Origin of the sequence: Ollibium composti (assembly GCF_004801285.1) — a bacterium.
Taxonomy (GTDB): Bacteria; Pseudomonadota; Alphaproteobacteria; order Rhizobiales; family Rhizobiaceae; genus Mesorhizobium; species Mesorhizobium composti.
This window is the reverse complement of record NZ_SSNY01000012.1, coordinates 1-23,422: the sequence shown is the minus strand read 5'-3', so window position 1 is coordinate 23,422 and position 23,422 is coordinate 1. Positions and strand designations below refer to the sequence as shown.

Annotated in this window: 21 protein-coding genes and 1 pseudogene; 7 read left to right on the top strand and 15 right to left on the bottom strand. The window is 66.5% G+C overall.

Translation table 11 applies throughout. The features are described from left to right. Positions 1-2: 2 nt before the first annotated feature. Entirely contained in the window at positions 3-1,187 is a 1,185-nt protein-coding gene (locus E6C48_RS18395; RefSeq protein WP_136359643.1) for an acyltransferase family protein, read from the bottom strand. A gap of 59 nt (positions 1,188-1,246) precedes the next feature. Here E6C48_RS18395 and E6C48_RS18390 point away from each other — a divergent pair, with 59 nt between their 5' ends. Then, positions 1,247-2,023, top strand: a complete 777-nt coding sequence (locus E6C48_RS18390) for a metallophosphoesterase (protein ID WP_230978854.1) — start codon at positions 1,247-1,249, stop codon at positions 2,021-2,023. 23 nt (positions 2,024-2,046) lie between these two features. On the opposite strand, the gene E6C48_RS18385 is transcribed toward E6C48_RS18390, so the two are convergent. The 8 genes from E6C48_RS18385 to E6C48_RS18350 all read right to left on the bottom strand — a co-directional run bounded on the left by E6C48_RS18385 (position 2,047) and on the right by E6C48_RS18350 (position 10,966). Beyond that, a complete protein-coding gene (locus tag E6C48_RS18385; protein WP_230978853.1) occupies positions 2,047-4,368 on the bottom strand; it encodes a polysaccharide biosynthesis tyrosine autokinase in 2,322 nt (773 codons plus the stop codon). Positions 4,369-4,504: 136 nt separating this feature from the next. Further along, positions 4,505-5,401, bottom strand: a complete 897-nt coding sequence (locus E6C48_RS18380) for a UTP--glucose-1-phosphate uridylyltransferase (RefSeq protein ID WP_136359641.1) — start codon at positions 5,399-5,401, stop codon at positions 4,505-4,507. Positions 5,402-5,445: 44 nt separating this feature from the next. Continuing rightward, positions 5,446-6,405: a glycosyltransferase family 2 protein gene (locus tag E6C48_RS18375; protein ID WP_136359640.1), complete on the bottom strand. Its 960-nt coding sequence runs from the start codon at positions 6,403-6,405 to the stop codon at positions 5,446-5,448. Next, positions 6,395-7,375 (bottom strand): glycosyltransferase, encoded by a 981-nt coding sequence (locus E6C48_RS18370; protein ID WP_136359639.1) that lies wholly within the window; start codon positions 7,373-7,375, stop codon positions 6,395-6,397. Before E6C48_RS18370 ends, E6C48_RS18375 begins: the two co-directional genes overlap by 11 nt. Next, positions 7,372-8,340, bottom strand: coding sequence for a glycosyltransferase family 2 protein (locus tag E6C48_RS18365; RefSeq protein WP_168734583.1), 969 nt, complete (start codon positions 8,338-8,340; stop codon positions 7,372-7,374). Before E6C48_RS18365 ends, E6C48_RS18370 begins: the two co-directional genes overlap by 4 nt. Before the next feature lie 71 nt (positions 8,341-8,411). Beyond that, on the bottom strand, positions 8,412-9,587 hold the full coding sequence (locus E6C48_RS18360) for a glycosyltransferase family 4 protein (protein ID WP_136359637.1): 1,176 nt from the start codon (positions 9,585-9,587) through the stop codon (positions 8,412-8,414). A gap of 11 nt (positions 9,588-9,598) precedes the next feature. Further along, positions 9,599-10,420: an endo-1,3-1,4-beta-glycanase ExoK gene (gene exoK, locus E6C48_RS18355; RefSeq protein ID WP_136359636.1), complete on the bottom strand. Its 822-nt coding sequence runs from the start codon at positions 10,418-10,420 to the stop codon at positions 9,599-9,601. Between the two features lie 144 nt (positions 10,421-10,564). Continuing rightward, a complete protein-coding gene (locus E6C48_RS18350; RefSeq protein WP_136359635.1) occupies positions 10,565-10,966 on the bottom strand; it encodes a hypothetical protein in 402 nt (133 codons plus the stop codon). Positions 10,967-11,184: 218 nt separating this feature from the next. On the opposite strand from E6C48_RS18350, the gene E6C48_RS18345 reads away from it, so the two are divergent. After that, a complete protein-coding gene (locus tag E6C48_RS18345) occupies positions 11,185-12,141 on the top strand; it encodes a glycosyltransferase family 2 protein (RefSeq protein ID WP_136359634.1) in 957 nt (318 codons plus the stop codon). Between the two features lie 9 nt (positions 12,142-12,150). After that, complete coding sequence (locus E6C48_RS18340) at positions 12,151-13,104, top strand: polysaccharide pyruvyl transferase family protein (protein WP_136359633.1); 954 nt, start codon at positions 12,151-12,153, stop codon at positions 13,102-13,104. Here E6C48_RS18340 and E6C48_RS18335 read toward each other — a convergent pair. After that, positions 13,095-14,099 carry a glycosyltransferase family 2 protein gene (locus E6C48_RS18335; RefSeq protein WP_136359632.1) on the bottom strand — a complete coding sequence of 335 codons (1,005 nt, stop codon included), beginning with the start codon at positions 14,097-14,099 and terminating at the stop codon, positions 13,095-13,097. The genes E6C48_RS18340 and E6C48_RS18335 overlap by 10 nt on opposite strands. A gap of 101 nt (positions 14,100-14,200) precedes the next feature. Beyond that, positions 14,201-14,455 carry an exopolysaccharide production repressor protein gene (locus tag E6C48_RS18330; protein ID WP_136359631.1) on the bottom strand — a complete coding sequence of 85 codons (255 nt, stop codon included), beginning with the start codon at positions 14,453-14,455 and terminating at the stop codon, positions 14,201-14,203. Positions 14,456-15,057: 602 nt separating this feature from the next. Here E6C48_RS18330 and E6C48_RS18325 point away from each other — a divergent pair. The 4 genes from E6C48_RS18325 to E6C48_RS18310 all read left to right on the top strand — a co-directional run bounded on the left by E6C48_RS18325 (position 15,058) and on the right by E6C48_RS18310 (position 19,378). After that, the gene (locus tag E6C48_RS18325) at positions 15,058-15,735 is read left to right on the top strand and encodes a sugar transferase (protein ID WP_136359630.1); all 678 of its coding nucleotides are present in this window, start codon (positions 15,058-15,060) and stop codon (positions 15,733-15,735) included. Positions 15,736-15,805: 70 nt separating this feature from the next. After that, a complete protein-coding gene (locus E6C48_RS18320) occupies positions 15,806-17,065 on the top strand; it encodes a polysaccharide biosynthesis/export family protein (protein WP_230978852.1) in 1,260 nt (419 codons plus the stop codon). 49 nt (positions 17,066-17,114) lie between these two features. Further along, complete coding sequence (locus E6C48_RS18315; RefSeq protein WP_136359629.1) at positions 17,115-18,377, top strand: O-antigen ligase family protein; 1,263 nt, start codon at positions 17,115-17,117, stop codon at positions 18,375-18,377. Then, entirely contained in the window at positions 18,374-19,378 is a 1,005-nt protein-coding gene (locus tag E6C48_RS18310) for an acyltransferase family protein (RefSeq protein WP_136359628.1), read from the top strand. The genes E6C48_RS18315 and E6C48_RS18310 overlap by 4 nt, the downstream gene beginning before the upstream one ends. Positions 19,379-19,385: 7 nt before the next feature. Here the strand turns inward: E6C48_RS18310 and E6C48_RS18305 are convergent, their stop codons facing one another. The 4 genes and pseudogenes from E6C48_RS18305 to E6C48_RS18290 all read right to left on the bottom strand — a co-directional run. Then, the gene (locus E6C48_RS18305; RefSeq protein WP_136359627.1) at positions 19,386-21,446 is read right to left on the bottom strand and encodes a TRAP transporter permease; all 2,061 of its coding nucleotides are present in this window, start codon (positions 21,444-21,446) and stop codon (positions 19,386-19,388) included. An 86-nt stretch (positions 21,447-21,532) separates the two neighbouring features. Further along, positions 21,533-22,522, bottom strand: coding sequence for a TAXI family TRAP transporter solute-binding subunit (locus E6C48_RS18300; protein ID WP_136359626.1), 990 nt, complete (start codon positions 22,520-22,522; stop codon positions 21,533-21,535). An 80-nt stretch (positions 22,523-22,602) separates the two neighbouring features. Next, the gene (locus E6C48_RS18295; protein WP_136359625.1) at positions 22,603-23,151 is read right to left on the bottom strand and encodes an NADPH-dependent FMN reductase; all 549 of its coding nucleotides are present in this window, start codon (positions 23,149-23,151) and stop codon (positions 22,603-22,605) included. 166 nt (positions 23,152-23,317) lie between these two features. Then, a pseudogene (locus tag E6C48_RS18290) lies at positions 23,318-23,422 on the bottom strand (IS5/IS1182 family transposase); the annotation flags it as partial.

The following is a 23,422-nucleotide window of genomic DNA, read 5'->3' as shown; positions in this document are numbered from 1 at the left end:
CGCTACCCCGCTCGCGACCGGGCGGCCCGGGCGTCGTGCCCTGCGACCTTGCGCAGGGACGCCACGCCATGGCCGGCATTGAACAGGACAAGCAGTGGCCGCGACCCATTGATGACCTGCAGGCCGATCACCGCGCCGATCACCGCCAGGCAGGGCAGCGCGAAGAAGGTGATCGCGAACAGGTCGCTGCCGTAGTTGCCGAAGACGCGCCGCAACGGGATGGCGGCGAAATGGAACAGGATCGCGTGGCTGCAGAACAAGAAGAAGGCGTAGGGCTCGAACCAGAGGAAGCCGCCGGCGAAGCGCGAGCGGCGGATCGCGTCGGTCAGCAGCCAGAAGCCCGCCGCCATGGTGATGCGTAGCGCCGTGTCCAGCGTCAGCCTGAGTTCGTCCGCCATGTCGCCGAACAGCACGTTCTCGATCCTGAGGATCATGTAGAACACAACCATGACGACGAGGCCCGGAAGCAGCCAGCGCGCCATGCGGTCGATAACGGGCTCGGCCGTCTTCGACAGGCGCAGCCACATGCCAAGGGCGAAGAACAGCATCAGTTGCGGCCGTTGCAGCAGGTAAAGGTCCTCGCCGAACAGCGTATAAGCGATCAGCAGCAGGATCGTGGCGACGGGAACGCGCTTGAGCGCAACATAGAGAAGCGGCGAAAACAGGCAGCAGACGAAAAGGTCGCGAAGAAACCACAAAGGCACGTCAAGCGGCCATCCGGTAAGGGCGACCAGCGCATCGGCCATGCCGGGCGCGGTGAAGTCCGGCATGTCCTGCCACTTGCCGCGCATCAGCCCGTAGAGCGCGAGAAGCGCCAACATGAGGAGGTTCCAGGCCACCAGCGGCACGACCAGCGTCTTCACTTTCGACACGAACAGGCGATGCGTCCCGGCCTTGGCCAGACTGGAGACGATGAAATAGCCGGAGACGACGCTGAGCAGCGAAACCGAACTCAGACCCACCATGCGCGAGAGGGCGAAATAGACGAGATCGAAGACCCCGGCGTCGCGGGCGTAGACGTTACCCCCGATGCCCGGCGGCACGTGAACGAAGGTCATGAAGACGATGCAAAGGCCGCGCGCGATCCTGATACGATCCGACATGGACCTGCGGACCGGGTCCAGCGATCCGGCCGGCACCTCGAAAACGTTGCGGAAGGTCACGATCGTCTCCTCGATCGGTTTCATTCCGAACCGCCGCGCAGGGCGGGCCGCTCGACCATGGCGATGAAGAAAAGGGCCTCCCGTTGAAGGCTTGGAGCAATCTGCTGGGCGCCGCCCGGCGCGGCGCGGCGGAAAAGCGCCCCCGCCTGCGCCTCAACCTGAAGGACACCGCCGTCTACGCGATCGGCGACGTGCATGGCTGTCTCGACGAGCTTCTGGCGCTGGAAAGCGTCATCCAGCGCGACGCCGCCGAACTGCCCGGCGAAAAACTCATCGTCATGATCGGCGACTATGTCGACCGCGGCCCGGCCTCGGCCCAGGTGCTCGATCACCTGGCGGCGGCGCCGCCGCCCGGTTTCCGGCGCATCTGCCTGACCGGCAACCACGAGATGGTCATGCTCGACTATCTGGAGGGACGCATCGGCCTGATGGGCTGGCTGACGATGGGCGCCGAGCAGACCCTGCTCTCCTACGGCATCGACCACGAGCGCCTGCGCACCGTCTATCGCACCGAGCGCCAGATCGACGATGTTATCCGCGAAGCGATCCCCGCCCAGCACGTCGCCTTCCTGCGCTCGCTGCCGATCATGGTGGAAACGCCGGGCTTCCTGTTCGTTCATGCCGGCATCCGTCCCGACCTGCCGTTGGACCGTCAGTCCGATCGCGACCTGGTCTTCATCCGCGAGGATTTTTTCAAGGCCGCGCACCGCCTGACCCGCTATGTCGTCCACGGCCACACGCCGGTCGCCGAAGCCCGGCGCGACGGCATGCGTGTCGACATCGACACCGGCGCCTTCTTCACCGGCCGTCTGACGGCGCTGCGCATCTGGCAGAACAAGGGCCGGTATTTCACCACCTGACCGCTGGGCAAGCGGGGGCGCCATCAAGCCGGCTCCATCCGGTTGGCCGGCTTGTCGGCCGCCGGCGTCTGCTCGACATAGTAGGAGGAATAGCGGTCGAGATACTGTTCGGCGCTGCCGAACAGGCCGTAGCGCGACAGTTGCTTGATGTCGGTCTTGTTGAGGACGAGGCCGAGCACCTTGGCGGCGATCTGCGGCTCGGCCTGCAAGGCCGAGCGCACCAGCGCGCGCGGTGTGGCGCCCCATTCCGCCACCAGCACGAAGCCGTCGGCCATCGGCGCGAACGCCTTGGCGTCGACCACCGGCCCGAAGGGCGGCAGGTCGACGACGATGTAGTCGAAGGATTGCCGTGCCGATTCGATCAGTTCGCGCATGCCCGGTCCAGAGATCAGCTCGCCGGTGTGCGGAAGCCGGCCGCGGATCACCGTCGGCAGGATGGCGAGCCGCGTCTTGCGGTCGACCAGGAGCGTGTTCTGCCAACGCTGCTCGCCGCCGACGACGGCCTCGACCAGCCCTTTCTCCGGAATGATCGGCAGGCTGCGGCTGAGGCCGGGATTTCTCAGATCGCCGTCGATCAGCAGCGTCTTGGCGCCGTTGGCCGCCAACAGGCCGGCGAAATTGGCGGCCACGGTCGTCTTGCCCTCGTGCGGCAGCACCGAGACGAAGCCGATGACCTTGCAGGGATTGCGCTGCAGGACGACGTCGCTGGCCAACTTCACGTTGCGCAGCGTCTCCGCGAAGGAGGAGGCCGGCGCGTTGATGGCGACGCGCAGGATGCGCGGGATGGTGGTTTCGCGAGGCGTCTGCGCCTGTTCCGCCCCGTTGCCGCCGTTCGTCGCCGCCTTGCTGCGGAAGGCGGACCCGACGATCGGCAGATAGCCGAGGAACTTGACGTCGAGCGAATTCTGCACGTCCTCGGCTGTGCGGAAGAAGCGCTCGCGGAATTCGCGCAGGGCGCCCATTCCCGCCCCGGCGAACAGGCCGAGCACCAGCGAAAGGGCGAGCGTCATCGTCTTGCGCGGGCTGGACGCCGCCACCGGATTGCCGGCCTGCGAGATGACGCGCGCCTGGGCGATCGGGAATGAGCGCTGCTGCGAGGCTTCCGCATAGCGCCCCAGGAAGGACTGGTAGAGCGTCGCCAGCGCCTGCGCCTTCTGTTCCAGGGCGCGCAGTTCCACGCCCGACTGGCCGGACTTGGAACTCTGGTCCGACAGTTCGCCGACATTGCTGCGCAGCGACGCCTCGCGCGACTTCGCCACCTCGTATTCGTTGCGATAGCTTTCGGTGAGCCGGGTGAGTTCGCCGAACATCTGCTTCGCCACGTCGGCCTCTTCGCGCCGCAGCGCCACCGCCTGCGGATGGTCCTCGCCGAAACGGGCGGAAATATCCTGCTCGCGCTTGGCCATGGCGAGGTAGCGGGTCCTGAGGTCCGTCAGCAGCGCCGTGTTGGTGCCGCTGCTGCCCTTCTCGATCGGCACGGTGGCGTTCTTGACGGCGTTTTCCGGTCCGCTGTCGACGATCGACTTGAACTGGTTGTAGCGCGCCAGCGCGTTGGCGGTGTCAGCCTGCGCCAGGATCAGCTGCTTGGTGAGGTCGGACAGCTGCTGGTCCGACACCAGTTCGCCGCTCGCGGCCGTCAGGCCATGGGCCGCGCGATACGTCTCGACCTCCCGCGACGCCTCCTGCGAACGCTGGCGCAGGTCGTCCAGCCGCCCTTGCAGCCACACGGTAGCCCGCTGGGTGGCGTCGAAATTGGCGTTGAGATGATCCGCCAGGTAGGCATCGGCATAGGCCCGCGTGATGGCGCCGGCCAGCTTCGGGTCGTTGGCCGAGTAGGATAGCGAGATGACGTAGCTGCGGCCGACCCGTTCGGCATCGAGGTTCTGCTGCAGGATCGCCATCGCCTTGCCGACCTTGGCGTCCTCCACCGAACCCGTGGAAGGCGGCCGGCTGGAAAAGACCTTGAGCACGCTTTTGACCGTCGACTTCGCCCAGGCGATGGGAGAAACGGGCGGGTTGAGGAAAGCCTCGTTGTCCTGGAGATGCTGCGCCTCGACCACGGCGCGCGCGAGCTGTGCCGATTTCAGGATCTCGACTTCGCTCAGCACCATCGATTCGGCCTGCGCCGCCGGCTGCGGCGTCGGCTTGTCCTCGGCGAATTTCGTCAGGCTGTCGTCGAGCAGGATGTTGGTCGAGGCGGTGTAGACCGAGGGCGTGAACAACAGATAGACGACGCCCAGCGCCAGCCCCGCCACGCCGGACAGCGCCACCACCCTGATCTGCCGCTTTGCCGCGGCCAGAAGCCGGTCGAGGTCGATGAAGCCGTCCGTCTCCTCCGAAGGCATGGGAACTGGCTTGCTTAAGAAAAAACGTCCATGGTTCATGACTTGCCGATCTGCTTGCTCGTCGGTCGAAAATGACGGCCACGGCCACCGTCGGGGATTGCCCCGAGGGCCGTGGCCATAGCTATATCCAGCGCGATCAGGCCGCTTCGCTGCGCCGTGTCTGCTGGGCGATGATCGTCTCGATCGGCTCCAGCACAAGGTCCCGGATATCGGCGCGGGCCAGCGCGAAGGCGACGTTGGCCTGGATGAAGCCGTCCTTCGAGCCGCAGTCGAACATCCGGCCCTCGAACGGGCTGGCGAAGAAATCCTGCGCGGCGGACAGCCGCAGCATCGCGTCCGTGAGCTGGATTTCGCCGCCGGCGCCGCGCTCCTGGTTGTCGAGCAGCCCGAAGATTTCCGGCTGCAGCACGTAGCGGCCGTTGATGTAGAAATTGGAGGGCGCTGCCGACGGTTCCGGCTTCTCGACCATGCCGGTGATGGCGAAGCCCTTCTCCACGCCCGGCCCCTTGCCGACGATGCCGTAGCTGCCGGTGTCGAGCGGATCGCACTGCTCCACCGCCACGACGTTGCCGCCGGTGCGCTCGTAGAGCTCCATGACGCCGGACAGGCAGCCGCGCTCGCCGAACGAGACCATGTCGGGCAGAAGCAGCGCGAACGGCTCGTCGCCGATGACGTCGCGCGCGCACCAGACGGCGTGGCCGAGGCCGTGCGGCGCCTGCTGGCGGGTGAACGAGATGGCGCCCGGCTGCGGCTGCATGCGGTTGAGCGTCGAAAGCTGGTCCGTCTTGCCCGAGCGGGTGAGCGTGTCGAGCAATTCCGGCTGGATGTCGAAATAGTCTTCGATGATGTGCTTGTTGCGGCCGGTGACGAAGACGATGTGCTCGATGCCCGCCTCCAGCGCCTCGTCGACGGCATATTGCACGACGGGACGGTCGACGATCGTCAGCATCTCCTTCGGCATCGCCTTTGTGGCGGGCAGGAAGCGCGTTCCGAGGCCGGCGACAGGTATCACTGCTTTTCTGACTTTTTTCATCACATCCCTGTTTCGGTTGGCACCCCCGCCAAACTCGAAAATCTTCAGCCGGCTTCCGCCGCCCTCGATGATGCCGGCAAAGCCGACAGCCGCCGCAGCCGCGCCGCGATCGGCATGCCGAGATGGCGCAGCGCCGCCGGATCGCGCAGCGCGACGCCCGCCGCCTTCAGCGGCGCCCGCCGCTTGAGGTGATCGACGAGCGAGAGGAAGGACGCGCCCCGGCGCAGGCTCCTGGTGCGGCGCGCCTGCGCCGCCAGGGCCGGCGCATCGAGGTCATGGTCGCGCAGGAACGCCGCGTCGGCGGCGAGCATCGCCTCGACATGGTGCGGTTCCAGCACGCGCGAGATCGAGCCGGCACGGACGTGGTAGCGGTAGCCGGCGCCCGGCTCGACCACGCAGCGCCCGCCACGCGCCAGCGCCGAGGCAAGGAAGATATAGTCCTCGCCGATGCGCAGCGTCTCGTCATAGCGCAGACCGGCCTGTTCGAGAAAACGGCGCTCGAACACCGGCTTCATGTAGCCGTAGGAGAAGGTGCTTTCGAACAGCAGGCTGGTGCCGATCAACTCGGCCAGCGACAGATGCGGCAAGTCCTGAAGCTGCTCCGATGGGAACATCGGCTCACTGCCGCCGGCGTCCTCGCGCACCACTTCGAGATTGTCGACGGCGATCTGGGCGCCGTCCGCCTCGGCGCGGCGGACCATGCGGGCCAGCCGCTCGGGATGGATCGTGTCGTCGGCATCGAGCACCGCCACCCAACGGCCTGAAGCCATGGCGAGCCCCGCATTGCGGGCGCCGCCCGGTCCACGGTTTTTCTCCAGTTCGACGACGCGCACCAGATGTTCCGAAAAACCGCGCGCGATCTCCACGCTGCGGTCGGTCGAGCAATCGTCGGCGACGACGACCTCCACCGAGACACCGCGCTGCGCCAGCGCGCTGTCTATGGCGCGGCCGATCGTGTCCCCGTCGTTGAAGGCGGCGATGAGGACGGTGACGTCAGGCTGCATGGCGCTTGCCCTCCATTCGGCCTCCGATCGGATCTTCGATTGCAGCTTCCGGCAAAACGTCCTCGCCATATTGCTGGATTTCATCGACACCCAGCAGGCCGACGACCACGCCGGCATGCAGAACGCCGCGCAGGGCATGATGGTTGCGCCGCGCGGTGGAAAAAGCGCTGAGGCCCGCCGCGCCGAGGCAGTAGCCGGCCTTGGCCGTGGCAGTCAGGCACTCGCGCGCGATTGCCATGCGCGACAGGCCTTCGCCGGCCAGCCGCCCATGCGTCTGGCCGCTGCGGAAGCGGCGCTTCGCCAGCCAGGTGAAGCTGGCGCGAGCAGCCGGCACCGGCTCGCGTGCTGCGGCATCGGGCGCATAGGCGATGCGCCCGCCCGCCCGGTGAAGCCGGGTGAAGTAATCGGTGTCCTCGCCGCCGCTGCGGCCGAGCGGCAGGCTGAAGCGCCGCCCCGCGACCACGGCCGAAGACAGGCGCAGCAGCGTGTTGCCCGAATAGCCGGTGCGGATCTTGCCGTCGACACGTACGGGGCGGGTCGAATGGAAGTCGCCCTCGCGCATCCAGCGCGGCGCGTCCTCACCATAGATGGCAAGCACCGGCCCGAGCACCACGTCGGCGCGCGTGGCGTTGGCGACCGACAGGAACTCCGTCAGCCAGTCGCCAGACACGATCTCCTGGTCGTCGTCCATGAAGATGAGGAAATCGCCGCTGGCCGCCTCCAGGCAGGCATTGCGGGCCAGCGAGATGTTGGAGGCCGGGCAATGGACGTAGACGATCTCGAAAGGCAGGCCGGCGGCCAGCGCATAGACCAGCGCGCGCGCACTCGGCGCCGAATCGTTGTCGGCGACGATGACGCGCAGCGCCACCCCGGCCGGAACGTGCAGGCCGGCCAGCGAGCGCAGCGTCTGTTCCAATTGCGGGCGGCGGAACGTGCAGATGCCGACGTCGATGCGGATGGGATCGGTCATCGCGCCGCCACCCTCCGTGTCCAGGAAAGGGCCAGTTGCAACCAGAAGCCGGCCGACCATGCGAGATGCATGACCATCGCCGAGACGCCGGCGAGCGGGCCGTAGGGATTGCGCTCGGCCAGCGCCAACCAGACACCGTAGCCGAGGCATGCCGCAACCCACAGACCCATCGGGATCAGCGCCGAAAGGTTGATGACGGCGAGCAGCGCGCCGGCCACCACCGGCAGCACCATCAACGGCACCATCTGCCTGAGCTTCGGCATGGCACGGTGCTTGAGGATGTTTTTCGCCCGGCCGCGCCCGTAACCGAGATATTGCCGGAACAGGCCGGCGACCGAAGCGCGCGGATAGTAGGTCATGACGGTCTTGTCGGTCATCCAGATGCGATAGCCGGTTGCACGGAGCCGGAAGTCGAGCTCGGCGTCCTCGTTGTGGCTGAAGCTCTCGTCGTAGCCGCCCACGTCACGGAACGCCGCCACGCTCATCAGCGCATGATGGCCGTGGTCGGTCCAATGACCCTTGGCGCCCTCGCGATGCGGCGAGCCACCATTGCCGAGCTTCGAGTTCTGCGCCGTGGCGGTCGCCCGCTGGAAGGGGCAGAACCCCTGCGTGAGCATGGAGACGACCACCGAATCGGCGCCTGTGGCGTCCGCCTCCTCGATCAGCTTTTCGCAATAGTCGTCGGGATAGCCGCCATGCGCGTCGATGCGGATGAAGCGCGCGAACGCCTCGCCGTATCTGATGACGGCGAGATTGACGGCGGCCGCCTGCACCTTACGGGGATTGTCGAGCAGGACGACACGCGGTTCGAGCGCGGCGATTTCCTCCACGATGCGCCGGGTGCCGTCCGTGCTGCCGCCGTCGGCGACGACGATCAGCATGTCCAGCCGATCCGCCGGGCCGATCAGCTGCGCGAGGAGGTCGCCGATATGGGCGGCCTCGTTCAGGCACGGGATGACCACCATGCAGCGTTCGGCTGGCGCGGCGCGCGAGGTTTCAGCGTGCAAAGGTTCGGCGTCTGTCTGTGCCTGGCTGGTCATGCGGCGGCCTCCAGCAGGATGTCGCCGCCGGCCCGCGAGCCGGCCAACGCTTGCAGGCGCTCGACCAGCGCGCGGCAGTCGCCGATGCCGGCGGCCCATTCGGCTTTGTCGTGCCCGACGACCCGCCGTCGCACGGCCTCGTAGTTGTCCCGGTTCATCGCGGACAACGCCGTTTGCAGCGCGTCCACGGAAGCGTCCTCGAGCAGCACGCCGATCCCCCGTTCGGAAAGGAAGCGCGCCGTTTCCGTGCCTTGCATCGCGATCGGAACGACGCCATGGCGGCAGCCTTCGTAAAGGCGGTTGGGCAGCAGCCAGGCGGAGTTCAGCCCTTCCTCGAAGAAGTCGATCGCCCAGCAGAAATGCACCGCGCCGTAGATGGCGGCGAGGTCGTCCGGATTGCGGTAGGGGCCGGCGAAGCGGATATGCGGCTCGGCCGCGACGAAGCCGTCGAAATCGGCGAATTCGCGATAGGCGGGACGGCCGCGCAGCACGACCTCGAAACGCCCGCCTGCCTGCCGCGTGAAGGCAGCGAGCAGGTCCAGCGACTTGGCGCAGCGCAGCGCACCGAACCAGCCGATCCGCCACGGTTCGCCGGCTTCCGGCAATGCTGCCTGTGGGCCGGGAGCCGGCAAAGCATCCAGTTCGAGCACCTTGTTCGGCAGCAGCGCGACCGGCGCGGCCGACTGCCCGAAGCGGACGAAGTAGTCGCGCACAAAGGCCGGCGAGCTGGTGATCAACAGCGCCGCATCGCGGCCGAACAGCCGCTCGGCGCCGCGCATCGCCTTGCCCACCGGGCCGGCGTCGAGCAGCAGGCGATGGATGTCGAGGCATTCGTAGACGAGCGGAGTGTCGCCGCCGAACGCCGCCCGCGCCCGCCTTGCCAGCGCCAGCATTTCCAGGTTACGGCCGATGATGACGTCGGGCCGCGGAACATGCCTGAGCTTGCCCGCCAGCGAGACGGCGGCCGACGCCACCGAAGCCAACCGCTGCGTGAACCGGCCGTCCTCGGTGCGGCCGAGCTCGACAGGTGCCGTACCCTCGTGGTGCTCCGGCACGGCACCCCGGCGGAAACCGGCCAGTGCCACCGTGGCACCGCCCGCTTCCAGCATCCTCACGCGGCGCTGCACGGCGGGATCGGCCAGGTTATGCACGAGATAGAGGATGTGCAGCATCGGCCGTCCTCTCACTGCGACTGCGTCTTGCAGACGATGGAGTCGGGGAACTGGCACTTGTCGCCCTCGGCGGTGAAGGAGACGCGCTCCACTTCCGCCGCGATCGGCTGGCCAGGATCGGCGAAGGCGCCCATCCACGACGTCAGCGTGTCGCTGCCCCAGATGCTCAGATAGATCTTGGCCGGATGGCTGGGCAGCTTGTCGGGATCGGTGACCTCGCCGACGAGCTTGCCGTCGACGTACCAGGCGATGCGGTCCTTCTGCCAGACGAAGGCGTAGTCGTGGAAATCCTTGTCGGCGTCGCCCGGCACATCCACCAGCTTGGCCGGGCCGAGGCTCTTGCCGTCGACGAAGCGGTTGATCTGGACCTTCGACGGCTCCTTGCCGAGCACCTCGAAATCGATCTCGTCATGCGGCTGCTTGTGGACCGGGCCGATGAACGAGAAGAAACCGGTGTTGAGGCCGGAGCCCGCGACCGCCTTCATGCGCGCCTCGAAAGTGCCGTAGCCGAATCGCTTGAAGGTCTGGACCTCGCCGCAGGCGTAGTCGCGGTCCTTGGTCTTCTCCTTGACGAAGCCGAGCTTCAGCCGCCCGTCCTCGACGCTGGCCTGCTTCTTCGACCATGTGCAGTTCTGATGGTCGCCGTTCGCCCAGCCGTCGGAAATGTACCATCGGCTCGGATCGAGCCTGTCGAAATCGTCCACGAAGGATTTGCCGGCGGACGCCGCCTGAGCGGCCAAGGGAGCGCCGATCGCCGCTACCGCGAGTCCCGCTGCCAGTCCTTTGGCGAACCACGCGAGACCACGATTCGGATGCCTCGTATATACAGTCATTCCACCGCCTTTCGGTGCGGCGCCGCCCTCCCCCGGCGCTCCGTTCGAACCAACGTTGCGCTGCACATAAGGCTGTCGAGGGATGAGAATGTGACGCGCCACCGCTTTCGCGGGGCGTGGCGCGGTAACTTTTTATGATCGGCGTTAAGCGCCCGGCCGGACCTGATCGGCGGCGCCGGCGCCTACCTCTTCCGTTTGCTGGGGAAACAGCGCGGCCCGCTCGCGCAACTCGTTCACGAAAACGACCTGCGCCTCGAGCGCGGCGAGCCGCCTCGTATAATCAATCATGGTCTGGGTGAGCTGGTCGATGGACGAAGCCGTTTTGGGGCCGGCCTCGTCCTGCTCCAGCGCCTGCTGCGAGAAGGCGGCGCGTGCCGTCACGCTCTCGTAGCGCCCGCGCAGGCCGTCGCGCTCATGTTCGATCTCGCCGTGCAATTCGTCCAGGAAAGCGCGCAAACGCCCGGCGCGCGCGGCATCCGTGTCGCGGTCGCGTTGCGGATTCCGGGTCCGGAAAAAGGTCGCGGCGCGCGTACCGAACAGAGCCATCTGGACGACCTCCTTGCTCTTAGCCGGTGAGTTCATATGCGGTAAAGATGGCAGAAAGGCCAGCGGCAGGAAACCCGTCCGCGCGACGCGCGCGGAAGCGGCGGGGCCGGCGGGCGACAAATTTCAGCCCGAAACGGCTGGTCTTGAAAGACGCGCCGGGGCCCGGCCGACTGGGGCGGGGCCGCGATCCCGGCATCGCGAAGACCGAAAGGACGACGATGAAGTGCAGCGTGATCATCCCGTACTACCAGCGCGAACCGGGCGTCCTGCAACGCGCGCTGGCCTCCGTCTTCAGCCAGTCGCACCAGGATTTCGACGTCATCGTCGTCGATGATTCCTCCCCGCTGCCGGTCGAGGCCGAGGTCGGCATCCTGCCGCCCGCCGAGCGCGCGCGCATCGCCGTCATCAAGCAAGCCAATGCCGGTCCCGGCGGCGCGCGCAACACCGGCCTCGACCATGTGCCGGCCGACAGCGCCTGCGTCGCCTTCCTCGATTCCGACGACGAATGGGCGCCCGATCATCTGAAGACGGCGACGGAAGCGCTCGCCCGCTTCGACGCCGACTGCTACTTCGCCTCCATCCAGGGCGGCGAGGAATTCTATTATCACTACGGCGTCGCCGAGCTTGCCGGCAGCACCGCCGTCACCCGGCTGTCCGACGATCCGCCGCTGGTCGAGGTCCCCGACCTCGCCGGCGTCATGCTGAAGGACTGGAGCTTCCTGCATCTCTCCTGCATGGTCATCGGCGAAAGTCTGTTCCGCACCGCCCGTTTCGAGGCGGCGCTCAGGCTGGCGGCGGAAGACGTGCTGTTCTTCTATGACTGCATCCGGGGCGCGCGCCGCACCGTGCTTGCCGAAAGCGTCGGCGCCATGCGCGGCGAGGGCCTCAACATCTTCCACGGCGTCGCCAGCGATTCGCCGCAGTTCCTGCAACAACAGTTCAACACCTGGGTTGCGCTCGACCGGCTGGAAAGCCGCTCCGCCCATCGTCCGGAAGACCGCGCCTCGATCCGCTCCTACAAGCAGACCGCCCGGCAGCAGGCGCTGTGGGGCCAGGCAAGGCTGGTGCGCGGCCGCAAGGCGCCGCAATTCGGCCTTCTGGCGCAATGGGCCTGGCGCGACCCGCAGATCCTGCGCAGCGCCGTCGAGCTCGCCGTCGCCAAGATCGCCAGATAGGGCCACGCCATGCAGCCTTTCCATTGGGAGTCGAAACACGGCAATTTCGGCGACGACCTGAACCTGTGGCTATGGGACTTCCTGTTGCCCGGCTTCAGGGACGTCCATCCCGACATGCTGCTGGTCGGCGTCGGCACCGTGTTGAACAAGGACCTGCTGCCGCTAGGCCGCAAGAAGCTCGTCGTCGGCAGCGGCTTCGGCTACGGCGCGGCACCCGGCCTTTCCGACCGGGCGGAATGGGACGTCCGCAGCGTGCGCGGGCCGCTGACGGCCGGCAAGCTCGGGCTGGACGCCGCGCTCGGCATCGTCGACCCGGCGGTGATGGTGGCCGACATGCCCGAATTCCAGGCGGTGTCGAAACGTCACGACGCGATCTTCGTGCCGCATTGGGAATCAACCGTCGGCGGCATTTGGCCAACCGTCTGCGAGGCCGCGGGCCTGACCTATGTCGACCCGTGCGGCGAGGCGAAAGCGGTGATCGGGGAGATTGCCGGCGCGCGGCTGGTGGTGGCCGAATCCATGCACGCCGCCATCCTCGCCGACGCGCTGCGCGTGCCGTGGGTCGCCGTCACCACGTCGCGCAACGTCAACAGCTTCAAATGGCAGGACTGGGCCGCCTCGCTCGGCCTGACCTACCGCCCGCGCCGCGTCCCGCTTTCCTCGCGCGCAGAAGCCATTACCAAGGGCGCCCGCTTCTGGGGCATGGATTTCGAGCGCAGGGCGGCGGGCGGCGACGAACGGCCGGAACAGCAGGAGCCGGGCGAAACGCCGGTGCTGACGCGCGCCGAACCGCCCCGCTCGGCCCTGCGCGACGTGGTCAAGAACGCGCTTGCCGCGCCTGCCGTGCTCGCACTGCGGCAGGCCCGCAAGGCGGAACCTAAGCTCAGCGCCGATGCCGCGCTGGCGGAACGCAAGGATCGGTTCCATAGCGTGCTCGCCGGCATCCGGCGCGACTATTTCTGAACGGCGCGGGCAGCGAGAAGATAACGCGGCAGCATGGGCTGCGCGCTGGCCGGGCTGAGTCCCGCCCTCAATGCGTCGAGCTTGTCGGCCGCGACACCGCCGACGATGGCCGGCAGCGCGGCGGGACGGGCAAGCGCGCCGAGCCCCGCCCGCGCCAATCCTTGTTCAGCCTTGACATCGAGGAAGCGGCGCAGTTCGTAGCGGGCGCGCATGTGCCGCTCGTGGCGCCGCAGCGCCGCCTCGGCCCGGTCGCCGGCTCCCGGCAGTGCCAGGATGGCGCGGTCGGCTTCATAGAGCCGCTTGAGGTCGGCGGTGCGATGCCGGCCGCTCAGCGAATCCGCCCGCACAACGGCTCCATAGCCGCAGCCGTGCACCACCTTGTAGCGGGCGCCGTTCAGCAGGGCCCGCGCGTAGAGGTCGTAATCCTCGCCGAGCCTGAGCTTCTCGTCATAGGCAAGTCCGTGCGCCTTCAGAAAAGAACGCCGCATCACCGGCTTGAGGAAGCCGATCTCGCCCCGCGCCGCGCCGCGCCTTGAAATATTGCCCTCGACGAAGCTTGTCAGGTCGAGAAAGCGCGGTTCGGCCGCGAAGTCCGGCACGACGGGCTCCGCACGGCCCGCGCTCCGTGCATCGACGAAGACGATGTTGTCGGCGACGAAGTCCCAGTCGTCGCCGTCAAGCAGCCTGTCGAACCGGCCTTCGAGGAAGAAGTCGTCGGCGTCGAGGATGGCGATCAGCGGCGCGCTCGAATGCGCGATCGCATGGTTGCGGGCGAAGGACGGCCCGCGATTGGGGTCGAGCCGCAGGATCAAAAGCCGCCCGCTGCCGTCGTCCGCCGCGAGCGCCGCCTCGGTCGTCCGGTCGGCCGATCCGTCGTCGACCACCACGACCTCCGCGACATGCTTCTCGCGCAGGGCGGAACCGACGGCCCGGCCGATGGTCGGCGCCGCATCCTTGGCCGCGATGATGACGCAGACTGTGGCGGTTGATGGCATTCGCACCTCTCGATTTCCCTTGGCCCGCCCGCATGGCGGAGCGGTCGCAGAAGCGAAAGGCGATTTGATGACGGCCACAATTGGCTGCCGTGCAGCGCCGCCTAGCGAACGACCTGCCGGTCCTTCTTGGCGGCGGCGGGCGCAGGTTCCTTGCGCGCCGGCTCGGAGGCCTTGCCACGCGCGGGCGCCCACCAGATCATCGCCAGCACCGCCAGGAAATAACCGGCCTGGATGATGACCGCGCAGATGATCGTGTCGATCAGCGTGGTCCACAACGACTGCGTGACGACATAGGTGACGATGGCGAACGCCACCAGGGCGCCGATGAAGCCGCGCAGGAACAGGACGAACGGCATCTCAGCCGGACCGGCCGCGACGGCGTCGTATGCGACGAAATTTCACCCGCAAGATTACCTCCCGCCGAAGCAGCAACCGTTGCTGCGCATCCGGTGTATTAGGCGTCGGTGATTTGCTGAACCGGAGGCGCGAATTCAATCGCGGCTGTATAGCGAAGCATATAAAACGTCTGGACGACAGGCAACACACATCCGAAGGCTTGTCCCGGCCCATCGGCGATCCTCACTCCGATTCTCCATCGCCGTTGCAGGATGGCGACATCTTTGCCAAGGGTCCTATTCCCAAGAAAAATATGGATCATATACTGATAACACGAGATTTATTCGTGATATATAAATTAGAAAAATACACTATCTTTAATATGATTAATATTTTTTAGAGAAATATGTAATATTAATTTTACATATCAAATTGTGTTTCACAATGCGTCGGAGATTTTACGATCATCGTCAGGGTTTGTGACTGCATGTCACAAATTATGATCTGAGATGGATTTGCCCGACCTATTTTTATCGCACCCACGTCATATCTCCCGCCCTATCAACAAGCATGTTGCAACGCAGCATTTGCATCTGACGATCAACATCGCGGAGCGGCAAGGATGTCACAGACTGAACTGGCGGAAAGATCTTCCGACTCATATTCCGACAGGGAGGGCACGCCGCCGATAGGCGGCGCCTTCAAGCGCGCTTTCGACGTATCGGCCGCCGTTGCCGGTCTCGTCGTCTTCAGCCCGCTTTTCCTCATGCTGGTCGCCCTGGTGAAGTTTTCCGACGGCGGCAGGGTGTTTTACGGACACCCACGAATCGGCCGCAACGGCAAGGTTTTCCGCTGCCTCAAGTTCCGCACCATGGTCGAGGACGGAGACGCCGTGCTGGCCGCGCATTTCGCCACCAATCCGCAGGACCGCGAGGAATGGAACGCCACGCGCAAACTGCAGGACGATCCCCGTGTCACGCGGATCGGTGCGGTGCTGCGCAAGCTCAGCCTCGACGAACTGCCGCAGATCTTCAACATCCTGCGCGGCGAGATGAGCTTCGTCGGCCCGCGCCCTGTCGTCGACGACGAGCTTGCGCTTTATGGCACGTCCGCCAGCTTCTACCTGCAATCGCGGCCCGGCCTGACCGGGCTCTGGCAGGTGAGCGGCCGCAACGACGTCTCCTATGGCACCCGCGTCGCCTTCGACAGGCACTATGTCGAGAACTGGTCGTTCGTCTTCGACCTGAAGATCCTGATCTGGACCGTGCCGGCGGTGTTCTCCTCGCGCGGCAGCTACTGAGCCTGGCCGCGCCGCTGCCCCACGGCCCTATCTGCGGTGAAAAGCATCCGCAGTGAAGAAAGCAAAGGATTTGACCCTGATACCGCAAAGAGCCCGCATCCTTTTCGCCGTCGCCGTCCTGCTGGCGGCGGCACCGCTGCAAGCGCTGTCCGCCACGACGGACGAATACCGGCTGGGCACGATGGACAAGCTGCGCGTCAGGGTCGCCGAATGGCAGAGTGCCGAAGGTGCCTTCCGCGACTGGTCGGCCGTCAGCGGCGACTACAGCGTCGGGCCGGCCGGCACCATATCGGTCCCCTTCGTCGGCGAACTGCCGGTGACGGGCAAGACCACGGCCGAGGTCGCGACCGCCATCGGCGACGGCCTGCAGCAGAAGCTGGGCCTTCCCGACCGGCCGGAGGCCTCCGTGGAACTGGCGGAATTCCGCCCGATCTTCGTGTCGGGCGACGTGCAGACACCCGGCCGCTATCCCTACGATCCGCAACTGACCGTGCTGAAGGCGCTCAGCATCGCCGGCGGCCTTCGCCGATCGGAGAACGGCCAGGGCGGCGCGCGCGATTTCATCACCGCGCAAGGCAATTACGACGTGATGGCGGCCCAGCGCGACGGCCTTCTGGCGAGGAAGGCAAGGCTGGAAGCCGAGGCCGCCAACAAGCCGCAGATCGACTTCCCGCCGGAACTCGGCAAGACGGCGGCCGGAAAGAAGCTGATGGCCGACGAAACCAGCCTGATGCAGGCGCGGCAGAAGCGGCTGCGCCTGCAACTCGAAAGCCTCGACAACCTCAAGGCCCTGCTGCAGAGCGAGATCGAATCGCTTGAGAAGAAAATAACCACGCAGACCCGCCAGACCGATCTGGCGCGCGAGGAACTGAAGGGCATCGACAACCTTGCCGGCAAGGGGCTGGTGGTCAACCAGCGCGTGCTGACCCTCGAACAGACCATCGCGGAGCTCGAAAGCAAGCTGCTCGACATGGACACCGCCATATTGCGGGCCAAGCAGGACATCGCCAAGGCGACGCAGGACGCGATCAGCCTGCAGAACGACCGCGACACCGAGATCGCCCAGGACCGCCAGCAGACGGAAGCCGACCTCGACACCATGAACCTGAAGATTGGCATGTATTCCGGCCTGATGGTGGAAGCCCTGGAGCGGGCGCCGGACGCCGCGCGCAACGCCGGCGGCCGCAACCCGCCGCAGATGAGCTTTTCCATCGTGCGCACCGCCGGCGACGGCAAGGCGGGCGTGATCGCGGCGGACGAGAACACGCCGGTCCTGCCGGGAGACGTCGTCAAGGTGGAGATCGCCCAGCCGGCCGCGAATTCCAATTGAGCGAGGTCAGAACGACGTCCCGGAACAGCCGCAACTGCGGACAGAGCCAATGAAGATCGCCAAGGCACGCCTTGTGAATCCCGACCATAATTTCTGGTACGGGCTGGTCGCGGTCGCGATCTCGATCTTCGTGTTCGCCTACTCCATCCGCTTCGGCCAGGTCTCGATCCTCGCCTACTACGCCCTTTGGCTGCCGCTGGTGCTGGTCGACTACCGCAAGGCGCTCGGCACCTCGACCGATCTCGCATGGATCGCGCCTTTCGCCGCGCTCGCCTGCCTGTCGACGTTCTGGTCGGCGGCGCCTGGCGTCACCGCGCGCGCCTCCGTGCAGTTCGCCTCCCACGTCGTCTGCGCGCTGATCGCCGCCCGCACCGTCAGCGTCAGGACCCTGACCCTCGGCGCGATCCTCGGCACCCTGCTTGTCCTGTTCTTTTCGCTGGTTCACGGCCAGTACCACCTCGACCCGCTCGACGGCAGCTACAGCTTCGTCGGCGCCTTCCCCTCGAAGAACCAGCTCGGCCTGTTTTCTTCGCTCGGCGTTTACTTCGCCTTCGCCGCGCTCGTCGTGCTCGGCGAACGCGGCCTCTGGCGGATCGTCGCCCTTGCCTGCGGCGGCCTCTCCGCCGTGCTGCTGGCGAGATCGCAGTCGGCGACCTCGGTCATCACGCTCGCTCTGGTGCTGGCCATCCAGATCTGGCTGAGGCTGGCGCTGCTGTTTTCGCCGCGCGTCAGGAAAGTAAGCATGGCGGCAGGCATCGTGCTCGCCATTTGCGTCGTCTTTACCGGGCTGAACTTCGGCGGTCTCGACCTGCTGCTCGCCGCCTTCGGCAAGGATTCCACGCTGACAGGCCGCACCTATCTGTGGTCGCAGGGCTGGGCCGCGGCCGCGCAGGCGCCTTTCTTCGGCGTCGGCTACCAGGCCTATTGGGTGCAGGGCTTCTCCGAGGCCGAGCGGCTGTGGGAGGAATTCTACATCGGCTCGCGCAGCGGCTTCCATTTCCACAACACCTTCATCGAAGTGGGGGTGGAATTGGGCCTCGCCGGCGTCGCGCTCATCGCCACGGTGTTGCTGCGCACCTTCGCCGGGCACCTCGGCCGGGTCCTCGGCGACGCCCGCAACGAGGCGTCCTTCGTCCTGTTCGGCCTCGTCGCCATGTTCCTGGTGCGCGCTTTCGTCGAGGTCGACGTCATCAATCCCTATGTCGTCGGCTCTTTCCTGCTTTTTTACGCCGCCGGCCGGCTGGCGGTGCCCCGCACCTTGCCCCGCTACGCCCCCCTCCGCAGGTCGTCGCGCCCCGGTCACGCGGCATGAAACGGCTCCACGGAATCCAGTACCTGCGCGCCGTGGCGGCGCTCGGCGTCGTCGTCTTCCACGCGGCTGAACGCTCGGGCACGCACTTCGCCATCGGCGCCGCTGGCGTCGACGTCTTCTTCGTCATCAGCGGCTTCATCATGTGGGTCATCGCCAGCGAGCGATCGCCCTCGCCCGCCGCCTTCCTGCGCGACCGCATCGAGCGCATCGCGCCGCTCTACTGGATCGCGACCGGCGTCATGGTGGTGGGGGCGCTTGCCGGCCTGTTCCCCAACCTGCGCCTGAGCGCATGGTACGTTCTGTCCTCGCTTGCCTTCCTCGCCAGCCGCTCGCCGAGCACCGGCGATATCTGGCCGGTTCTCGTGCAGGGCTGGACGCTTAACTACGAGATGTTCTTCTACGCGCTATTCGCGGCCGCCCTGTTCCTGCAGGCACGGCGGCGGCTCGCCGCGCTGGCGGGCCTGTTTCTCGCGCTCGTGGCAGCGGGATGGCTGTTCGCCCCTGAAACCCCGATCCTCAAGACCTGGACCGACACGCTGCTGCTGGAATTCCTCGTCGGCATCGCCATCGGCGAGGCCTGGCTGAGGGGCGCGATCCCCTCGCCGGCAACGGGCGTCGCGCTGATCGCCGTCGCCCTGGTCGGCTTCGCCTTCGTCGGCGTCACCTATGCCGGCTTCACGCCCTTCGTGCTCGGCCCGCTGGCGGCAGCGCTCGTGCTGGGTGTCCTTGCCTTCGAAAGGCACGCGGCGGTGCCCCGCCTGCCGCTCGCCACCTATCTCGGCGACAGCTCTTATTCCACCTACCTGTGGCACACTATGGCGATCTCGGTGGTGGCCAAGGCCGGTTCCCTGCTTTCCCTGCCGGGGCCGGTCGTCTTGATCGCCGCGATTGTCGCCGGCGTCGCCATCGGCGCGGCCGTCCACGAAATCCTCGAAAAACCGATCGCCGCGTTCCTGAAAAACCGGCGGCGCCGGCGAAGCGGCGCGCATTCCATGGCGTGAGCGCGCTTCAGGCGGGTTGCGCCTCGTCGGTGTGACGCGCGCTCCAGTGCCGCAGCAGGACCGGAATGACCAGCACCACGCCGAGCAGCGACGAATAGAGCTCGGGCGCCACCAGAAGGAAGGCGGCGAGCACGAGGAGCACGTTCTCCCATGGTCGTGTGCGCACCAGAAGGTAGCGCGACAGGGCCGCGCCCAGGCAGGTGATGCCGAGCACGCAGCCGACAAAGGCGAGGAAGAAGTTCGGCCAGGTGAAGTCCTTCGTCACCAGCAGAAGCGACGGCGAGAAGACGAAGACGAACGGCACCAGCGCCTTGCCGAGGCCGAGCCGGAAGGCGGTGTTGCCGGTCTTGAACGGATCCGACCCCGCCATGCCGGCGGCGGCATAGGCAGCCAGCGCCACCGGTGGCGTGATGTCGGCCAGCAACCCGTAATAGAAGACGAAGAAGTGCGCGACGATCGGCTCGGTGCCGAGCATGACCAGCGCCGGTGCGGCGATCGTCACCATGATGATGTAGTTGGCCGTCGTCGGGATGCCGCAGCCCATCAGGATGCAGACGACGCCGGTCATGATCAGCGTGAACAGCAAGGTCAGCCCCTGCGTCGAGAAGATCGCCTCGGGAATGAAGGTGCCGAACAGCAGCGACAGGTTGCCCGCCGTCGAGGTGACGATGTAGGAGAGCTTGAAGCCGACGCCGGTCAGCGTCACGACGCCGACGACGATGCCGACCGTGGCGGCCGCGGCACCCACGGCCAGCGCGTATTTGGCGCCGTCGCGCAGGCACACCACGATGTCGGCGACCGACATGCGCCGGCGCGGGTTGAGCAGGCCGACGGCGATGCACAGCGTGATGCCCCAGAAGGCCGCCATGTAGGGCGTGTAGCCGGAAAGCAGCACGCCGATGAGGACGACGAGCGGGATGATCGTCGGCCAGTCGCGTTTCAGCGCCTCCACGACATCGGGCATCTCGTCCGGCCGCAAGCCTCTGAGGCCGGTGCGCTTGGCCTCGAAATGCACCTGCATGAAGACGCCGAAGAAGTGCATGAAAGCCGGCACGATCGCCGCCAGGATGATCGTCGTATAGGGCAGTTCGAGGAATTCGATCATCAGGAAGGCGGCCGCCCCCATGATCGGCGGCGTCACCTGCCCGCCGGTCGAGGACGCCGCCTCCACTGCGGCGGCGAAGTGCTTCTTGTAGCCGAGGCGGATCATCGCCGGGATGGTCAGCGAGCCGACGGTGACGGTGTTGGCGACCGACGAGCCAGAGATCATGCCGAACAGCGCCGAGCCGAAGATCGACACCTTGGCGGGGCCGCCGGCGTAGCGGCCGGCGACCCAGGCGGCACAGTCGAGGAAGAGCTGGCCGAGCCCGATGCGGGTGGCGAAGACGCCGAACAGCACGAAGTGGAAGACATAGGTAGCGACGACGCCGAGCGCGATGCCGTAGATGCCCTGCGTCGTCAGGTAGAGGTGGTCGACGAGCTGCGAGACCGACGCGCCCGGATGCACCAGGATGCTCGGCATATATTGCCCGAACAGCGCATAGGCCATGAAGACGACCGCGATGATCGGCAGCGGAATGCCGACCGAGCGCCGCGTCGCTTCCAGCAGCAGTAGGATGAGCGTGACGCCGAGTACGACGTCCGTCGTCGTCGGATTGCCGACGCGGAAGGCGAGGTCGTCGAGCGGGATCATCGGCACATGCAGGACCGCCACCACGGCGGCGATCGCCAGCAGCCAGTCGAAGACCGGTATGCCGAGCGGCCTGAGCAGGCTCGATTGCGCCGGCTGGTCGTAGCCCGTCTTCACCAGCGGGAAGACGAGGAAGACCAGCGCCAGCACCATCGACAGGTGGATGCCCCGGTGCAGCATCTCCTGCAGCAGGCCGAAGCCGGCGGTGTAGTAGTGGAACAGCGACAGCGCCACCAGCAGGAAGCCGACCAGCCAGCCGGCGGCCGGCATCAGCGACCGGAAGCGGATTTCGGAATCGAACTTCTCCTCCAGTTCGCGAGCCTTGCCCTCGTCGAACTCCATGGCGGAAAGCCTGATCTTGTCGTCGTCGTCGCTCATTGCCGGTTCCGTATCGGGGATTTTCGGACAAAAGAGGCGGAAAGCACGCCTTCCGCCTCGTCGTTGTCAGCCGGTTCGAGTGGCTCCTATTTCAGGGCGCCGACTTCCTTGTAGAACTTCTCCGCGCCGGGATGGAACGGAATGCCGGCGCTGGTCACCGCGTTGGCGAGTGTGATCAGCTTGCCCTTGGCGTGGCCGGCCTGCAGCGCCTTCTGCGTCTCGTCGCTGTAGAGCGACTTGACGATCTTGTAGATCAGGTCGTCGGTCTGCTTGGCGCTGGTCACCCACTGGGCGGCGACCGAGATGGTCTTGGTCTCGCCGACGTTCTTGTAGGTGCCTTCCGGCACGGTGTCGGTGGAGAAGAACTTCTGCTCGGAAAGCAGCTTGTCCGCTTCCGGCCCGGTGATCGGCACCAGCGTGATGTTGTTGGTGCTGGCGAGCTCGACGATGGCGCCGGTCGGGTAGCCGCCGACGAAGAAATAGGCGTCCATGGCGCCGTCCTTCAACCGCTCGCCGGCGGGGCCGGGCTTCAGGTATTCGGCCTTCACGTCCTTCTCCGTCAGGCCGTAGGCCCCGAGCACGAGGCGCGCGTCGACGATGGTGCCGGAGCCCGGCTCGTCGAGGGAGACGCGCTTGCCCTTCAGGTCCGCCACCGTCTTGATGCCGGCGTCGGCACGCGCGACCAGATGGATCGTCTCGGGATAGAGCGTCGCGATGAGGCGCAGGTCCTCGACCTTGGGCTTGCCGTCATAGAGGCCGGTGCCCGAATGCGCCCAGTAGGCGACGTCGGACTGCGTGAAGCCCGATTCGGAAGCGCCCGACGAAATGGCGCTGATGTTGGCGACCGAGCCGTTGGAAGAGGTGGCGGTGGCGACGAGGCCCTCGACCCCGGCCGGTCCCGTCGCCGAGATCGCGTTGGCGATCAGGCCGCCCACCGGATAGTAGGTGCCGGACGTACCGCCGGTGCCGATGCGGAAAAAGGCCTGCTGCGCGCGTGCCGGCGAAAGTCCCACGGCGGCCAGCGCCAAAGCGCCTGCGCCGATGGAAAAGCTGCGTCGGTTGATCGAAATGGTCATACTACCTCCCAGTCAAAGATTCGCACCATGTTCAGCAGCCCAGGCATTGTCAACCTTCGGGCGGCAATCCACAGCGGCGACTACGCCGGCGCGGCGGCCGCCAGAGCGCCCAACGCCCGCCTCAACAGCGGCCCGATGTCCGGGTCGGCGGCGATGCCGGCGGCATCCAGGCTGCGGCCGAGCAGCGGCAAGGTGATCGAGGCCTCTTCGACGAGCTTGGCGGACATGGTTTCCAGCGTCAGCCGCAGCGCCGCGTCCGCATGGGTCGCGCGCTGCGAGGCGTTGATGACCGCGACGGGTTTGCCCGGAAATTCCAGGCTGCCGACGAGCCAGTCGAGGGCGTTCTTCGTCACCCCGGCGACGCCGCGCGCATATTCGGGGCTGCAGATGAGCAACGCGTCCGCCTGCCCGACCGCGTTGCGGAACGAACGGACCGGCGCCGGCGGATCGTCGCCGTCGAGATCGGGATTGAAATAGGGAAGCGCCGGCAGGCCGTCGAAAATTGTGATCCGCATCCGCTCCGGGGCCAGCAGCGAGGCCGCCTGCAGCGCCGCCAGATTGGACGACTGCCGGCGCAGGCTGCCGCAGATGGCGAGCACGACCGTCGGCCTGCCTGAAAGCATGTTCATGTCGGATACTCGCTGTCGTTGGTTTCTTGTCAACCGAAACGCGGCCGAACCGAAAAGATAGAACGATTCAACCTACGCCGTGAAACCGGACCCCGTCGAAGGACCGGCAAGCGTTCTTTCGACGGGTTGGCACTATCAGCGGCTGTCTAGGCTCAGGACTCATTAATCATAGCCAGAAGATGACGGCGGCAGCGATGCAGATTGCCGAGAAGAAGGTGTGGGCGCAGCGGTCGTAGCGGGTTGCGATGCGCCGCCAGTCTTTGAGCTTGGC

Bases quoted from the DNA above. Each gene is read 5' to 3' on its own strand.
- E6C48_RS18395 (WP_136359643.1), bottom strand. From the start codon at position 1,187: ATGAAACCGATCGAGGAGACGATCGTGACCTTCCGCAACGTTTTCGAG.
- E6C48_RS18385 (WP_230978853.1), bottom strand. From the start codon at position 4,368: ATGCCTTCGGAGGAGACGGACGGCTTCATCGACCTCGACCGGCTTCTG.
- E6C48_RS18380 (WP_136359641.1), bottom strand. From the start codon at position 5,401: ATGAAAAAAGTCAGAAAAGCAGTGATACCTGTCGCCGGCCTCGGAACG.
- E6C48_RS18375 (WP_136359640.1), bottom strand. From the start codon at position 6,405: ATGCAGCCTGACGTCACCGTCCTCATCGCCGCCTTCAACGACGGGGAC.
- E6C48_RS18370 (WP_136359639.1), bottom strand. From the start codon at position 7,375: ATGACCGATCCCATCCGCATCGACGTCGGCATCTGCACGTTCCGCCGC.
- E6C48_RS18365 (WP_168734583.1), bottom strand. From the start codon at position 8,340: ATGGTGGTCATCCCGTGCCTGAACGAGGCCGCCCATATCGGCGACCTC.
- E6C48_RS18360 (WP_136359637.1), bottom strand. From the start codon at position 9,587: ATGCTGCACATCCTCTATCTCGTGCATAACCTGGCCGATCCCGCCGTG.
- exoK (WP_136359636.1), bottom strand. From the start codon at position 10,420: ATGACTGTATATACGAGGCATCCGAATCGTGGTCTCGCGTGGTTCGCC.
- E6C48_RS18350 (WP_136359635.1), bottom strand. From the start codon at position 10,966: ATGGCTCTGTTCGGTACGCGCGCCGCGACCTTTTTCCGGACCCGGAAT.
- E6C48_RS18345 (WP_136359634.1), top strand. From the start codon at position 11,185: ATGAAGTGCAGCGTGATCATCCCGTACTACCAGCGCGAACCGGGCGTC.
- E6C48_RS18340 (WP_136359633.1), top strand. From the start codon at position 12,151: ATGCAGCCTTTCCATTGGGAGTCGAAACACGGCAATTTCGGCGACGAC.
- E6C48_RS18335 (WP_136359632.1), bottom strand. From the start codon at position 14,099: ATGCCATCAACCGCCACAGTCTGCGTCATCATCGCGGCCAAGGATGCG.
- E6C48_RS18330 (WP_136359631.1), bottom strand. From the start codon at position 14,455: ATGCCGTTCGTCCTGTTCCTGCGCGGCTTCATCGGCGCCCTGGTGGCG.
- E6C48_RS18325 (WP_136359630.1), top strand. From the start codon at position 15,058: ATGTCACAGACTGAACTGGCGGAAAGATCTTCCGACTCATATTCCGAC.
- E6C48_RS18315 (WP_136359629.1), top strand. From the start codon at position 17,115: ATGAAGATCGCCAAGGCACGCCTTGTGAATCCCGACCATAATTTCTGG.
- E6C48_RS18310 (WP_136359628.1), top strand. From the start codon at position 18,374: ATGAAACGGCTCCACGGAATCCAGTACCTGCGCGCCGTGGCGGCGCTC.
- E6C48_RS18305 (WP_136359627.1), bottom strand. From the start codon at position 21,446: ATGAGCGACGACGACGACAAGATCAGGCTTTCCGCCATGGAGTTCGAC.
- E6C48_RS18300 (WP_136359626.1), bottom strand. From the start codon at position 22,522: ATGACCATTTCGATCAACCGACGCAGCTTTTCCATCGGCGCAGGCGCT.
- E6C48_RS18295 (WP_136359625.1), bottom strand. From the start codon at position 23,151: ATGAACATGCTTTCAGGCAGGCCGACGGTCGTGCTCGCCATCTGCGGC.